This is a genomic window from Adlercreutzia faecimuris, from assembly GCF_022669055.1.
In the GTDB taxonomy this organism is placed as follows: domain Bacteria; phylum Actinomycetota; class Coriobacteriia; order Coriobacteriales; family Eggerthellaceae; genus Enterorhabdus; species Enterorhabdus faecimuris.
In genome coordinates this window covers 553,510-570,041 of sequence record NZ_JAJMLW010000001.1, presented here as the reverse complement: position 1 = coordinate 570,041, position 16,532 = coordinate 553,510, and the positions used below count along the sequence as shown (strand labels likewise).

Annotated in this window: 1 protein-coding gene (running past both ends of the window); it reads right to left on the bottom strand. The window is 67.6% G+C overall.

The whole window is internal to an SdrD B-like domain-containing protein gene (locus tag LPT13_RS01935) on the bottom strand: the coding sequence, 66,612 nt in all, runs 30,836 nt past the left edge and 19,244 nt past the right edge, and what appears here is coding positions 19,245-35,776 (codon 6,415, partial, through codon 11,926, partial); the first complete codon in reading order (the gene reads right to left) occupies positions 16,529-16,531. Both the start codon and the stop codon lie outside the window.

Sequence of the window (16,532 nt, the reverse complement as noted above, 5' to 3'; positions counted from 1 at the left end):
TCAGGCGCAGCGGGTCGAAGTCGTCGGCCTCCTGCTTGCCCTGCGAGCTGATGATGTTGCCGTTGGTGTCCTTCAGCTCCTTGTCCGCGGCACGGTCGGGCATGGCGTCCACGTCCAGGCGGAACCCATGGGGCACGGGCACCTTGGTAGCCAGGGTGTCGTCCTCCACGTGCGCGATCTGCTTGCCCTCGGCGCCCGTGGTCACGGGCACGGCCTTGATGACCCAGCGGATCTGGCGCACCTGGGCGTCGGCGCCGTACTGCGCCAGGAAGGAGTCGTCGATGGTGACGTTCCTCTTGTCGGTGATGGCATAGCCGTTGCGCTCGCCGATGGGCACCCAGGCCTGGGCGTCGGCGGTGTTGGCGTCGGTGCTGCCGACGATGGGATCGAGCTCGTCCTCGCCGTACCAGTAGTCGCGGTCGGCGTCGCTGCCGGGCAGCGCGAAGTTCTCGTAGTCGTTGTAGGTCGGGCCGTTCTGCTCGTTGAACACGCTGGACGCGGCGCCCGCGTCCATGTTGCCCACGCGGGCGAACATGAACAGGCGCAGCTGGCTCTCGGTCTCGGCGGCCTCGTTGGCGGGCTTGGCGCCCTCGGTGTTGGCCGTCACCTTCTTGCCGTTCAGCTCGTACTCGGCCCCCGGCACCTCCCAGATGCCGGTGGACACCGACTGGAACAGCGACTGGAAGCGGCCGAGCGCGTAGTCCTTGCTCTCGAAGTTGGCGTTCTCGACCGTCATGGCGTTGCCGCCCACGTTGGCGCTGGCCGTGGCCCAGAAGGGCACCTGCCAGTCGACGATGAAGCTGTTCACCGCGCCGCCGGTGTTGATGGCCTGCGTGATGTAGAAGCTGTTGTCGTCGCGCAGCTGCACGTCCTGGCCGGTGTAGACGTTCATGTCGGAGTTGTAGATGAGGCTGCGCAGCTCGGCGGTGTCGGCGCGCACCGACATGGACGGCTTGCGGATGCGGAACCACCCGGAGGTGTCCGTCACGTACAGGTCGTCGTAGTCGGTGTCGCGGTCGTAGTTGAGGTTGTTGCGGAAGTGGTCGGCCGCCTTCTCGCCGGCGCGGAAGAAGCGGTTGACCGACTGACCGTGGAACGACGTGCCGATGAGGGTCTTGGCGGCGTCGCCGTCGGTCTTGGGCTTGTACTCCGTGTCGCCGCCGTTCTCGGGGCGGTGGTCCCAGCCCTGCTCGTCGCCGTCGTCGATCCAGTTCAGCTTCGTCTCGTGCGCGGTGGCGTACACCTGGGAGTCGTCGCCGTCCCAGGTGGCGATGGTCTCCATCTGCTTCTTGTAGCTGACCAGCTGGCCGTCCTCGTACAGGCCGTCGTCCATGGCGGTGCCCACCTCGCCCAGGTTGTCCAGGCGGGTCTTCACCTTCAGGGTCATCGAGTCGCCGTAGCCCAGGTAGCCGTCGGCGTGGGTGCCGGCGTAGAACGCGTCGAGCAGGCTGTCGTTCTCGTCGAACTCCTCGTCGGTGGCGTCATCGGGCGCGGCCAGCTCGAACACGACCACCTCGCGGTCGTGCTGGTTGGCCTTGGTGGTGGCGTAGGATCCCACGCCCTGGTTGAGGGTGGTGGATCCCGCCAGGGTGTCGACGATCAGGCCGTGGGAGTCCACGGTGTCGCTCGGATCGTCCCCGTCGGCCTTGCCGTAGTGGGCGTTGTTCGCCCCGCCGCGGCCCGCGGTGGACCCGGTGGTGGCGAAGGTGTTGTCGCCGTAGTCGGGCTGGTAGGTGATCTTCACCGTCCAGCCGCGGTCGAGCAGCTGCTTGGGGGTCAGGCGCTCGGTCTTCATGACGCCCTCGCCCAGGGCCGTGTCAGCCGTGGTCTTGCCGTCGATCTTGTGGCCCTCGGCGTCGACGACCCACTCCTCACGGGACAGGTCGGCGGTGGTGGCGTGGCGGTCGCGGTAGACGCGCTCCACGTAGAAGGCGTAGTCGGCGTCAGCCTCGTCGTAGTCGCCGATCCACTTGTAGGCGGCGTTGCTGTCGGCCAGGGCCTTGTCGTCGGTCAGCATGGCGCCGTCGTAGAACGTCACCTGGCTGGGCAGGTGCAGCGCGTACACCAGCTTGGCGTGCTTCAGGTTGCCCTGGGCCTCCACGATGTCGGTGTACTCGGCCGGGTCGAGCTTGTCGGCCGAGTTGAGGATGGTGGCCGAGAACCACGGGGTGTCGTCGTACTGCCACGCGTCGTTGTCGTCGCTGGGCAGGAACAGCGTCTCGTGCTCCACCCAGTTGTTGTCCATGCCGAAGCTCTCCAGCATGCTTGGGTCGTAGCCCAGGTCGAGCAGGTCGGGGTTGGCGTAGTTGTACTGGTAGTACGGATCCTCCGCAGCCGCCCAGGCCAGGGTGTGGCCGTCCACCACGTAGTCGTTCACGTAGAGGGGGTTGCCTGCCGCGTCGGTGGCCAGGTCGGGGTCGCGCAGCGGCTGCTCGAAGATGACCTTGCGCACCGTGTTGAAGCGGATGTCCTGGACGGTCTGCTCCACGCGGTACTGGAAGCGGTCGTACGGATCCGGATCGGGCTCGGGCACCTCCTCGCGCACGCGGACGAGGTCGACCATGACGTACTCGTCGCCGCCGTTGACGGTGAGCTTGATGTACAGGTCGTTGGCCTCGGGCTCCAGGTAGTCACCCAGCTTCTCGGTTTTGGCGAGCGGGGTGTACTTGGGCTCGGTCTGGTAGATGGTGTTGCCGTCCTCGTCGGTCATGACGTTGCCGTCGTCGTCCTTCATCGGCGTGTCGGTGGTCACCATCTCGCAGGTGTAGAACTGCGCGCCCACGGCCGTGGTCTGGGCGATGGCGTCGATGGTGTAGCTGTACTTGTAGCGCGGGTTCTTGTTGCGGTTGAACAGGGACACCTCGCCGTAGACGTCGTTGCCGTCGGTGTCGGTGCCCGTCTTGACGTAGAGCTTGGAGGCGCCGGCGGCCAGGAAGCCGTCGATGGTGGTGATGTCCACGGTGGCCGCATGGTAGGCGTACACCGTCTCCATGATCGGGATGTAGTTGCCGTTCTCGTCCTCGACGGGCTTGCCGTCCTCGCCCTCCTTGTACATCGGGTTGCCGTCGTCGTCGACCTTCTGCTGCTGCGACTCGGTGCGGGTGAAGAAGTCCACGCCGATGACGTCGTCGTCCTGCTTGGACGCGCCCTTCACGCGGTAGCCGTAGTCGAGCAGCGGGTCGAGGCCCTTGTCGGCCAGGCGGGCGCGCAGGTAGGCGTCCTGGCCGTTGATCGGGGTCTTCACGTACAGGGCCGGAGCACCGGGGGTGGCCCAGAACTGCAGGTCGGCCAGGGAGGTGATCTTCTCCTCCTTGTACTCCTTGGTGGTGTCGTCCAGCGTGTAGAAGGTGGCGCCGGTGGCCTCGAAGGTGCCGGTGGCCTGCGGCTTGTACTCGAAGTAGCTGTACGGGTCGATAACCACCTTCTCCTGGTCGGGGAGCCGCTCGACGGTGGCCTTCACGTAGGCGTCGCCCTGGCCCACATACAGGCTCTCGTGGTTCTTCTTCGCCGCGGCGATGGCGTCGATCAGCGCGTTGGTCTCGCGCGGGATGGGCGTGTAGACCTCCTCGCGGCTGTAGCGCGTCTCATCAGGATCCACGGCGAGCGCATCGGCCTCGTCGATGTACTCGTACTTGGGCGTGACGCCGTCGGCCTCGTAGACCGGGTCGTTGTTGGCGTCGAGCATCGGGCGCTTGAGGTAGCGGGTGCCCGTGTAGTCGATAGTGGCCGGCTCGTAGCGGTAGGCCATGGTGTAGAACGTGGTGCCCACGGCAGACGTGGCGCCGCCGTTGACGTAGAAGGTCACGCCCGTGGTGGGCAGGGTCACGCCGTCCAGGGTGTACTGGAGGGTGCCGTCGGCCTTCTTGGACAGGGTCACCTTGGTGTAGGGGTCGGCCGGGTTCGGACGCACGTACACCGCGGTGCGCAGGTTGTCGGGGATGGAGCTGTCGTAGACGTAGAGGGGCAGCTCGGCCGTGGGAACGGGCTCGTAGGTCACCGGCATCACGCCGTGGACTACGCGCCGCGTGCGGCGGTAGGTCTCGGTGATGAGGTGCGTGCCACCGGCGTCGCAGTCGCCCTGCCACAGCTTGGCGTTGGTGAGGTCCACCTCGCCGGTCAGCTGCGACAGGTTGAAGGTCTTCTGCAGCGACCACTTCACCTGGTTGTTCTTGTACTCCTTGAGGGTGAGCGTGACGGTGCGGCCGTCGGCCGAGGTCACGCGGCGCGCGGTGCGCAGCAGGTTGCCCGCGGAGTCCTTCTGGGTCATGGTGACGATGGTGGTGCCGTCGGCGCCCACCTCGCGGCGCACGTGGATGAGCTCGTTGCCGTCGGTGTCCTTCATGACGCGATCGGTCACCGTGGTGCTGCCCACCGTCGAGGTGACGGGGGCCGAGATGACCGAGCCGTCGGTCTTCAGGATGGAGTCCTTGCCGGCGCCGTTGCCGGTGAGGTTGGTGCCGGGCTCGCTTCCGCTGCCGTTGGGCTTGGACGGGTCGTCGCTCGGGCGGTTCTTCGGGTTGGCCTCCACCTCGTAGTCCACGTTGAGCGTGGGCACCTTGGTGCGCAGCTTCACCGTGGAGTAGACGCCCTCGTCCCGATGCGTGGCGGCCACGCCCGCCGGGTTGTCGGCGTCGATGGTCGCGCGGCTCACGAAGGCCTCGTCATGGGTGGTGGCGGTGTCGCCGGCGCGGTTGAGCGCGGCGGTCGTCGCCGCGGACAGGCCGTAGCTGGTGTTGTCGTACTCGTAGTCGCCCACCAGCAGGCCCTTGCCGTTGTCCACCTGATCGGCGGCAGCGATGGGCTCGCCGTCGATGCCCACGGTGACCTTGCCGCCGTAGAGCGGGCGGGCAGCCGGGCCCGCGGCGCCCATGGCGTTGGGGATGCGCGTGGTGCCCTGGGACTCCACGTAGGTGCCGTTGAAGCCCGCCAGGTGGTTGTTGGGCACGCGCTCGTTGGTGCGCACGCCGCAGTTGATGTACTTGGCCGGGATGAAGCCCACGGTGTGCGGGTCGGCCGTGTAGTCGTGGCCGCAGCTGGCGCTGCAGTGGTTGACGTAGGTGTAGTAGGTCGACTGGGTGGCGTCCAGGCGCTTGTCGACGTCATACCAGCCCGTGGCACGGTACAGGTTGCTGTAGGTGGTGGAGTTGATGGTGGTCCACGTGTCGTGCTCGGCGCGGTACTTGAGCCAGGTCAGCTTCTGGTCGCGGGTCATCTGGGCCTCGGAGCCCACGGTGAACGGGTTGAAGGCCGTCGTGTTGACCAGCGACGCGCTGCCGCCGCCCGTGCCCAGGCTCTGGGAGATGCGGTCGGCCGTGGTGCCGTTGGCCACGGTGATGTCCTCGTCGGTGAGGAACTGATAGCCGTCCACCTTCGACGTGACGTAGGCGCGGATGTTCTCGTAGCCCTTCGCGGTGACGGCCGGCTCCATGCCCACCTTGGGCTCGTCGTAGGTCATCACGTTGATCTTGAACGTGTCCAGGCCGCCCGAGACGATCTGGGTCACCAGGTCGCGCGGGTCGTTGTAGCCGTCGGCCTTGGGCTCGAAGCGGATGACGTAGCGATACTCGGTGGCGCCGCTGTCGGTGGTCACGGGCTCGTAGTCGTAGCTGGCGTTCCAGTTGGCCGCCTTGTAGGCGTCGCTGAGGTTGTCGTTGACGCTGGCCAGGGTCTGGTAGCCCGTCGGGTCGGACGGGTCGGCGGGCTGGGCCGTCAGGTTGTCGTAGTTGTCGGCGTCGGCGCCCGTCACGGCGGACAGGTCCCAGTCCTCCACGCGCAGGTCCTTGCAGCCCACGGGCCGGCCGGCGCTGGCCGCCTTGTCGCCCTCGGGCAGGTAGGGCTGGCCGGTGGCCTTGGAGTAGGGGGCCACGCCGTAGGGCAGGACCACCGTCACCACGGGCAGCGTGAGCGCGCCCTTCTGGCCGCCGTCGACGGCGTAGCTGTTACGGTAGCGCGAGTCGAACACGGTGCCGTTGTAGGCATAGGGCCAGCTGTTGTTGACGCGCTCCCACTGGTAGGGCTGGTCGTTGAGCCAGTAGCGGTTCTCGATGTGCACGTTCACCTGGCGGCGGTCCGCCTCGGTGTCGACGTAGTAGGTCTCGTTGACGGCCCGCACGGCGTCGGAGGTCACGCCGACCTCTTCCTCGTAGGGGCTCACGGTGTTCCACACGCGCACCATCGGCTTGCGCATGACGGCGTGGGTGCCGGTCTGGGCGTACACCGTCACCGGCGCGCCCAGCGTGTCGTCGGCGTTCTTCGCGCGCTTGAGGCCGTCGGCGTAGTTGACCTGATCGGCATCGGTGACGCGCAGGCCCATGTTCGCCAGCGAGGCCAGGTCGGTGTTGTCGCCGGCCACGGCCCCGTCGGTGACGACAGAGTTGTTCAGCACGGTGTAGCCGTTCACGGCCGGCATGGTGGGCGAGCCGTAGAACTGGGCGTAGAGCGGCGCGTGGGCGCCGGCCAGGTTGCCGTGCATGAGCGTCCAGGTGTAGTCCATGCCGAAGGGCTGGACGTTCTGGCGGCGCGTCGGGATGGCGGCGCCGCCCTCGTAGGCGTCCACGTCGTAGATCTGGTAGTAGGCCGAGCTGTTGAACGGCTCGCGGTCGGGCGTGCCGGGCTGCGCGGCGGTGCCGGTGCCCGGGTCGGCCGGGGTGCCGGCCGTGCCGCGCGTGGCGGCGTCCACGCCGCCGGTGTTGGCGGTGTCGTCCCACGGGGCGGTCAGCAGGCGGTCGTACCACGCCTCGGCCTCGTTGTTGCCGAAGATGCGGCTGCGCAGGTTCACGCGCAGCTTGTAGCCGCCGTCCACGTAGCAGTCGGCCATCGACGTCGGGTCGGGGTCGGCGCCGTTGACGGCGGTGCCGTCGACGCTACGGCCGAACCACTTGCCCAGGTCCTGACGCACGGTCACCTTGATGACCCACGGCTGCGAGCTCTGGGTGTAGGCGGCCCCGCGCATCTGCGCCGGGTCGGCCACGATCTCGCCGTCGACCACCTTGTCGCCCGCGCCGCCGGCGGCCGCGCCGGAGACGTTGGTGTAGGTGGAGCGGTCGAGCGCGGCGGACAGGTCGGCCTCGGCCGTCATGACGTTGCCCGTGCGGTACTCGGCCGGATCCTGGATGGCGCTCGGGGCGTCGTAGCCGTGGTAGGCGCCGTAGGGCGTCTGCACGATCTCCACGTCCACCAGGCCGGAGTCGATGGCCGCGTAGGTCTCGTCCACGTAGGGCGCGCCGTCGTTGGCCGCGGTGCCGCGGCCGTTGGAGGCGCTGTTGGCCTTCTTGAGCAGCTCGGCGCCCAGGTCCACGGTGCCGTCAGCCTTGAGCACCGGCTCCACGCCGCGCGGCATCACGTAGGTGAACGTCACGCCGTCGAGGTTGCGGTCGCCGTAGTTGTAGGCGGTCAGCTGGCTCGTGTACTCCTGGCCCAGCTCCAGGGCGTCCTCGTACTGGCCGAACTCCATCTCGCGGTAGTCGTACTGATTCTTCATCAGGTTGTTCTGACCGTTACCGCGGATCATCTTGTGGTAGTCATTGAAGTTGGGGTCGGCGCCCGGCAGCGTGACGGCCACGTTGGAGTTGTACCCCGTGAACAGGGTGGCGTCCTCGCTGTACTTGCGCGCGGCCTGGTAGTCGTCGCCGGCGTTGGCGGCGCCGTAGCCGTCGTCGTAGTCGCTCACCATCTCGCTCGTGGTGGCCAGCCACGCCTTCTGCATGTGCAGGCGCGTCTGCGACCAGATGAGCGGCGTGGGCGACACGGCCTGGGCGCCGCTCACGGGATGCGCGGCGTCGCCCGTGCCCACCGTCACAGTGCCGGTGGAGGCCTCGGTCACGTTGACGTCCTGCGGGGCCGCGGCCACGCCGTTGCTGCTCAGGGTGGACAGCGCGTCGGCGATGCGGCTGGACGTGACGTAGCGGAAGTAGTCGCGGGTGTAGCCCGTGGAGGTCTGGCCCGCGGTGACGTAGGTGTACTGGGTGGGCAGCCCGTTCACGGCGTCGTTCACCGTGCCCGTGGTGGGCGTGCCGGTCAGGATGTAGCTGATCTTCTGGCGGTAGGCGTTCGTCAGGGCGTCGCCGTCCATGAAGATGTTGTTGTTGCCGCGGGTGCGGCTGTTGTAGTCGTCGCCGGCGTAGTTGTTGGAGCTGCCGGGGATGAACGAGTACGACTTGGTCAGCATCTCGTAGGTGTCCACGTGCTTGGGCTTGTCGGCGGTGAAGGCCGACTCGTGCAGCAGCGCGTCCATGTCCATCAGCACGTTCTGCGTCTGGAGGCGGTTGGCGCTGGCCGTGGACAGATTGCCGGACAGCCCGAAGTTGGCGTTGCCCGCGCCGGGCAGCGTCTGGAAGTTGCCGGCGCCGTAGGTGGTGTTGTCGCAGTTGTGGTAGGCGGTGTAGTAGTACTCGCCCAGACGCGGCAGGTAGGCCGGCTTCCGGCCCTCGGTGTTGGTGGTGCCGTCGGCGTTGGTGGCCGTGGTGGTGGACTCGTCCAGGTTCTTGTACACCTGCGGGAGCCCCGTCTCGGCCGCGCGCACGGGGAAGGCGACGGAGAGCACGTCGCCGACCTCCAGCACGGTGGAGTCGTAGTCCGGGCGGTCGACCGGGCGCAGGGCGAGGTTGTACTCGTCCAGCTTGGATCCGGTGGTCATCTCGTTCTCGGACGGGAAGCGGCCGTTCTTGCCCGCGGCGACGCGCTCGTCGGGGTCGGTGATGACGACGTTGCCGTCAGCCCAGTTCGGGTCGGCCTCCCACTCGATCTTGAACAGGCCGAAGGTGGTGGTGTTGGACACGCCGTCGGCCCGCGGGTTCAGGTCGCTGTAGGCCTTGCCGGCGGTGGTGCGGTAGCCGGCGGTGCACTGGTCGGTGACCGAGGTGGGGCACAGGGTGCCGCCGGTGGACGTGTAGTTCATCGACCCGCCGTAGTCGGCGGCCTCGGTGGTGGTGCCCACGAGGGTGACCTTGGCCTTCAGGCCGCGGGTGCGGATGTCCGTCACGTTCTTGCCGTAGCGGTCGCGCCAGGTGATGTTGCGGAAGCTGCCGTCGGCGTAGCGCGCGTTCAGGACGCTTTCCAGGTACGCCGCGTCGATGCCGGTGCCCTCGCCCACGCGGCCCGTGCCGCCGAACGACTCGGGCGCGGCCTGCTTCAGGTAGTCCAGCGGGATGCGCTCGTAGAACACGGGGTTGTAGATCTCGCCCTCGCCGGCGCCGTCCTCCTGGGTGGTGGGGATCATCATCGTGTTGGGCTCGCCGTTGCCGATGGTGGTGCCGCCGGCGAGGGAGTCCAGGCTGTTGGCGATCTGGATGTCGCGGATGCCCGCGCGGTCGTCGCCGCGGCTGACGCTGCCGTCCTTGCGATAGCGGAAGCGGATGCTGTAGTTGCCCGGGTCGAGCGTGTGGCTGCGGGTATGCCAGGCCACCGAGCCGCCCCAGTTGCCGTACTCGCCGATGTTCGCGCCGTTCTTGTAGATGTAGTAGCGCAGCCAGTCGTAGCTGGCGCTCTCGGACGACACGTACTGCTGCCACGATATGGTGGTGGTGCTGTACACGGTGAAGTCGATGCGCATCTGGGCCCAGGTGCTGTGGCCGCGGTTGGTGCTGAAGTAGCCGCTCGAGTTGTTGCCGCTCCACGCGTTGCCGCAGTTGCCGTTGTCGTACATGGTGTAGCTGATGGCGCTCGCCGACACGGCCAGCTTGGACGTGGTCACGGTGTCCTTGTACCAGAACGTCTCGCCGGGGACGTAGCCCGTCTTCTGGGCGGCGTTCTCGTTGTAGGTGTCCATCGCCTGGTCATGGGTCTGGAACACCTGGTTCTGGAACTGGGCGTTGGGGCTGCGGCGGTACACGCGGATGGTGTCGGTGACGTTCCACTCGTTCTGCTTGGTGCGCCACAGGCCGTGCTCGACCGGGGTGGCGTTGTCCGCGAAGTCGAGCGTGGTGTCCTCGTTGTGGAAGTGGTTGTAGGCCACGTCCACGGTCACCTTGCCCTCGTACCAGTTGGCGATGTCGCGGAAGTTGGTCAGCAGGCTGCGGGTGTCGTTGAAGCGGCCCACGCCGTCCAGCACCACGTTGTCCAGCGCGAACGATGCCACGCCGTCGGCGGTGGCGGGCACGTCGAAGTAGGTCCAGCGCATGGCCGTGGCCTCGCGGTACAGATTGATGTCGAAGGTGCCCGCGGTGCCGGCCACCAGGTGGGTGCGGCCGCGCATGAAGGCCTCGAGCGCCGCGTTGTCCTGGTCCTCGGCGAACCAGGCGCCGAGCGTCTTGGTGGTGGTGACCGCGTCGTCGCCCTCGCCGGTGGTCACGTCCTTGGTGGCCAGGGTGACGCCGGCCGGATACTCGGCCAGGGCGCGGTTAAGGTCGGCCTGGTCGGCGGCCGTCAGCGGCACGTAGTACTCCACGCGCACGTTGCGGCGGCCCTCGGCGGCCTCGGGGCCCTTGACGGCCGGGTCGCCCTCCAGGGTGGTCGGGTCGCCGTCATCCGGATAGCTCACCGAGCTGGTAGTGTTGGCCGGGATGCCGTCGGGGTAGGCGATGTTATGGCCGTACACCTCGAAGATGCGGCGGCCGTCAGGCGCCTGGGCCGCGGTGTCGTAGCTGTTGGTGAAGTTGACCGTCACCGTCACGTCGTTGGTGTGGAAGGTGGGGTTCTTCAGCCCGCTCACGGTCAGCTGCAGGGGGTTGCCGTCCTGGTTGGCGATGGAGCGGCGGGTGAGCGACTCGCCCATCCACTTGTAGCCGATCTTCACGTCCTGCAGGTGGTTGGTGTTGGCGGTGTTGGCGTTGACGCGACGGCCGGACGTGCCGGTCATCTGGTTCTCGCCGTCGCGGTTGGCGGCGGTGGAGGCCACCACCCCCGCCGCGTTGGCGGCCGCCGAGGCCAGCACGCCGTGGCTGTCGGCGCTGTGGCTGTAGAAGCGCACCACCGAGTCGATGAGGGCGCCGTACTGCGGGCGCTGCTCCAGGTTGGACTGGATGTCGGTGCGGTGGAAGTAGTCCACGCCGTCCAGGCCCTCGTCGTAGAGGGTCTTGTACAGGTTGGACCCGGTGCCGACGGCGCCGCCGCCGGCCGAGTTGCCGGCGGTGGGCAGGTTGGTCTCCTCGCCCACGCGGTACTGGGCGTAGCCGTGCAGCGGCTGGGCCGTGGCCGTGAAGGAGGCGCGCACCTGGGCGGCGCTGTAGGACGGACGGTCGGCGTCGTTGGTGAACGCGTCGTTGCCCGTGGCGTTGTAGGTGTCGGCGTCGGGGTTGGCCTGCAGCTCGTCGGTCATCTGGGTGATGACGCGGATGTAGACGCCCTCGCCCTTCTCCACCTGCTGGGCCTTGCTGCCCACGGAGAACACGAGCGCACGGTTCTCGGCGTAGTGCTCGGTGCCCGCAGGCGTGTCCACCACGTCGTAGGCCTGCTCGTCGGCCAGGGCGGTCGGCTCGGGCGCCGGGTCCTCGCCATCGGTCTCGTCGGGGTCGGTCGGCTCGACGGGCTCGGGATCCACGGGCACGACGGGCACGCGCTTCTTGTGCGAGACCTTGGTCACGTCGGTGGAGGGGGCCACGTCGGCCAGGGTGACGAACCCGTCGCCGTCGAGCATCTGGGCGGTCACGCGGGCCGACTTCGACTCGTTCGCGTACCACGCGCCGTCGGTGGTGGCGTTGCCGTCGGGGTCGACGACGCCGGGGCTCACGGCGTTGGCCGCGTCGGTCGCGGCCGTGGTGCCCACGGTGTTGAGCACCTTGCCACCCTCGCGCACCACTTCCCAGCCGACGATGCGCTGGCCGGGCTCGACGGTGAAGCGGGCGTCCACGTGGCGCAGCGGCAGCTGCGACAGGTCGTCGGCACCCACGTACAGCACGTATTCCAGGTAGTCGCCGGCGTAGAGCGCCCCGTCGGGGATGTCGCTCACCACGTTGGGCGCGGCGAAGCTGAACTCGTTGGTCACCGACGTGGTGTCCTGGGTGATGGCCGACGTGGTGCCCGGCACGGTGATGTCAGCCGTGCTGGCGTCGTAGGCGAACACCGTGTCCTTCTTGGCGGCGCCGTAGTCGATAGCCGGGTCGACCTTGCGGCCGCGCACATAGGAGGTCTCCATGATGCCCATCTTGTGGGCCACGCGGTAGGCCGCGGTGTCGTCCACGTAGGCGGCCATGCTCTCGGTGTTGGGATCCTTCGACTTGACGGCCACCGACAGGCGATGGCGCGCGTCGGTGCCCTGGTAGCCGTTGGCCATCTTGCCGAACGTCGGGGTGGACTCGTAGTCCCAGTTGCCGGCGTTGGCTTCCTTGGCGTCGCCCACCAGCAGGTTTTGGTCGGTCAGCGCGGCGCTGGCGGCCGTGGCGCTGGTGAACTCGTCGGCCGGGCGGTCGACGAAGACGCCGTCGTACTTGAAGGCGTAGTTGGTGTTGGTGGCGTCGTAGCCGTAGTAGGCGTGGTTCCAGTTGACCGCGTTGCCCGCCTTGAGGTTGGCCTCGCTGGCACGGGTGAGCCACTGGCCCGAGTCGAGCATGGTGTTGGGGAACCGGCGGTTGGCGTTCATGGCAGCGAAGTCCACCTTGAGCGAGGTCACCACGGCACGCGCGTAGTCCTGGTTCTCGGGCGTATCGAGCCCGGCGAACCCGGCGATGGTGTTGGTCTCCTGGGCGTCGGACGCCTTGAACAGCGGGAAGCTGATGGGATCGCCCGCGTCGTTGGTGACGGCCGCGTTCTCGTAGTGGGTGATGACGGGGTTGCCCTCGTCGTCCACCTCGGTGCCGGTCACGGGCTGCGCGTCGCGGAAGTAGCTCTCGATGTCGATGACGTAATCGCCGTCGGCGGCGTTCACCGTGTAGGAGTCGCCCGTGGCGGGGATGACGGTGTAGTCGCCGTCAGCCGTGGTGACCGGCGTGTTGTCGGCCTTGTAGACGATGGCGCCGTCCTTGCCCACGGCGTAGGGGCCCGTCACGCGGCCCTCGGCCAGAAGCTCCGCCCACGTGGTGGTCTTGGACTGCTCCGCGCCGGCGGCGTCCAGGTAGGTGAACTTGAACTGGGTGGCGTTGAACCACTGGCCGTCACAGGCCAGGCAGTTCACCTGGCAGCCGACGGCGGCGTGGGAATCCACGCCGGGCTCGTCCACAGCGGTGGCGGCCGCCGCGTCGGTGCAGGCCAGAGCCTCGATGTAGGCGTTGTCGCTGGCCGTGTAGGCCGAGCCGGTGACGGTCAGGTAGATCTGACTCCCGTCGGCGGCCTTCTGCTTGCCGTCCACCACGTGGCGCTCGCCCGTGTAGGGCACGTAGGAGCCGTCGGGGTTCTTCACGACCGGCGTGTACTGGTAGCTGATGCAGGTGCCCTTGGCGTGGTCGGCGCAGGTGTGGCCGTCGTTGCCCACCAGGTAGGCGGGCACGTACAGGTTCTGCAGGCGGAAGGCCTTGCCCTTGCCCGCGGCGCTCGAGAGGTTCTCGTCGAAGGTGCTCGTGAGCGAGATGTTGCTCAGGTGCGCGGCGCGGCGCTGGTTGGTCTGGCTGCCCTCGTCGGCGCGGTTCTGGAAGCGCACCTCGTACACGGCGCGGGTGGGCGCCAGGTTGGCGTCGGTCGTGTTGTCGGCGGCGCCGTCACCGTAGTCGTAGACGTACTTCACGTCGGTGTTGAACGACTGGTTGAGGTTCTTGTCCTGCGGGTTGTAGTTCCACTGGCTCTGGTCGTTGATCCACTGGTTGCGGTACAGCTCGCTCGACGTCTTGAAGGCGTTGGCCGTCAGGGCGCCGTTGTTCTCGGTCTGGATGCCGGCCGCGTAGCCGTAGGCCACGCGGTAGCCCACCATCCAGGCGGTGTCGCTCGAGCTCTCGCGCGGCACCCAGCTGTACGAGGCGCTGCCCAGGTTGTTGAACTCCAGGCGGCCGGACGACGCCTGGCCCCAGTCGGCCACGGTGCCGTGGGTGAGGCCGCCGTTGGTGATGCGGTAGGAGTTGTTGTAGTGGGTGGCCTTGTTGGGCGACGCCACCTGGGTGCTCGGATCGTAGAAGTGGCTGTTGGTCACCGTGCCGCGGGTCAGCGCGTTGTCGATGTAGCTGGCCGCGCCGATGCCCTTGCCGTAGAGCTTGTTGGTCTGCCCCTTGTAGATGTAGGGGCGGCCGAGCACGGCGTAGTCGGACACGTAGTTGCCGTCCGCTACCGGCGCGCCGGCATCGCCGTCATAGGCACGGGCCGTCTCGGCCGTGGCGTCAGCATCGCCGCCGTAGGGCCCCAGGTCCAGCGTGTAGCTGGTCACGAACTCGCCGTCGGGCAGGTGCAGCGTGATGGGCGCGTGGTCGGTTTTGCCCGGCGTCTCGGAAAGCGTCTTGGTGCTGTGGTCGTAGGCGTACTCGGGGCAGCTGGCCCAGTTGGCCGCGTCCATGAACTCGGGCGTGTAGTCGTAGGGGCGCTGGAAGTAGATGATGGCGTCGCCATCCTTGTTCAGGCCCTTGGAGAACAGGTAGGCCAGGCCCGGGCTGTTGGGATCGTCGGCCGCCTCGCCCGCGCCGGCAGCCGCGGCCGACCCGATGGTGGCCAGGTTCTGGTCCACCATGGTCTCGGTGCCGTCGGCGTTCACCCGGTACATGTTGTTCTTGCGGATGCGGATGGTCTGGCCGGCCGCGTCGTTGCGCGCCCAGCCGTTGGGCCAGTTCGTCGTGTCGGCGGTCTTCTCCCACTTGGTGGTGCGCAGGGTGATGAACACCTTGTCGAAGTTGGCCTGGCGCTCGTGGGCCGCCAGGTTGGTGTCGGGGTTGAGGTGCGCCCAGATGCTCGAGTTGGCCTGGGTGGTCGAGCCCTTGAGGAACTTGAGACCCGTGCCCACGAAGCCGAAGTACTCGATGTCATCGTCGGGGTACACCAGCGGCAGATTGTCGGTGATGCGGATGTTGTCCGACGCCGACTGGTAGCCCGCCCACGGCCGGTAGTCGTGGTCGGAGTAGCTGGTGGAGTTCCAGCCCGCCGGGTAGCGGTACATCGACAGGTAGTACGCCTCATCGCCGGCGAACACACGCTGGTCGGAGTTGTTGGACGTCACGTAGTTGTTGCCCTGCACGCCCATCGACCCGCTGTTGCGCGTGACCGACTTGCGCAGGTAGTTGCGGCTCTCGTAGGTGAGGAAGCGCACCGACGTGCGCAGGTGGCGCATCTTGCCCTCGTCGAAGGTGTAGTAGTGGGTGTGGTGGCCGTGCCAGCCGCAGCCCTGGTGGTACCAGCTGGTGTTGTGGCAGCCGCCGTTGCGGTGGTAGTTGGCGTAGGAGAACGTGCCGCGGCCGTCGTCGCCGGACTTGTCGTAGCGCTGGCTCGGGGAATCGTAGCGCTGGGCCGCCTTGTGCACGGTGGCCGTGCCGGCGTACTCGCCGCCGATGGTCATGCCCGTGTCGGTGACGGCGGTCACCGTGGCCGGCGCGTAGGAGCCGTCGGCGTTGTAGGTGCCGGCCTTGATGAAGCGGCCCGTCACCTCGAAGGACATGTTCTCGACCCACTTCTTCGGGTCGGTCAGGCGGTCGTCGAACCACTGGCCGTAGTCGGGCGCCAGCGCGTTGCCGGCGCTGTCGGTGGTGCCCTGGTTGATGGTGATGTCGTAGACGATGGACGTCACCTGGTAGATGTCCATGCCCTGGGTGTAGTCGTTGAACGTGTCGCGGTAGGCGTCGTCGGAGTTGATGCCGAAGGACGCCACCGGGTTGCCGGCCGCGTCGCGCTTGAGCAGGTTCAGGCGGAAGTAGTAGTTGCCGTCGCTGTCGCGCTGCACCGACGTGCCCTTCGTCCCGGCCGTGGTCAGCTCGTCGTAGTAGGCCTGGCGGATCTCCTTGCCCGTCACCACCAGGGCCTTACCCTTGTTGAAGTTGACGGTCACCTTGTCGATATAGGGCAGCGCCTGGCGCTTGATCTTGACGTAGTACGCGTCGAAGCCGTCGCCTTGCAGCTTCTGGGTCATGGTCAGGTGCGCGCCGGTGTTGTAGGTCACCGACCCCACCGACTCGTAGTGCGGGTTGCCGCCGCTGACGCCCGAGTAGGTGCGGCCGTCGTAGTTGGGGCTGCCGCCCTGCTCGTTGAGGGTCAGCGCCGGGTTGGTGTTGTTGGTCTGGCGGTTGTCCTCGTACTCGGTGCAGCTGTGGTACTGGTTGTAGTAACCGTAGTTGTAGTGGTAGATGCGGCGCATGCCGCCGGTGTGCTCGTTGTCGAGGCTGCCGTAGATCCAGTGGAACGTCCGGTCATGGTAGGCCCAGTTGTTGCACGAGGTGCAGATGCGCGTGAAGTAGCCCGAGTTGCCCTGCTGCATGTAGCTGGTGCCCTCGGGGTAGTTGGCCGTGACGTTGCCGATGCCGCGCGCGTTGGGCGTGGTATCCACCTGGCGGAAGTCCACCAGGAACGAGCCCTGGGCCTTGTAGCCGATGGCCAGGTCACCCGAGCCCTCGTCGGCCGAGCTGCCCCAGCAGCTGGAATGGCCCTGGTGGTGGCTGTCGTTGGAGCCGGAGTTGTAGTTGGAGAAGCGGGTGTTCTCGGCGGTGCCCTGGGCCAGGGCCGTGTTGCCCTTGCTCACGTCGGGGTCGTCCGCGTCATGG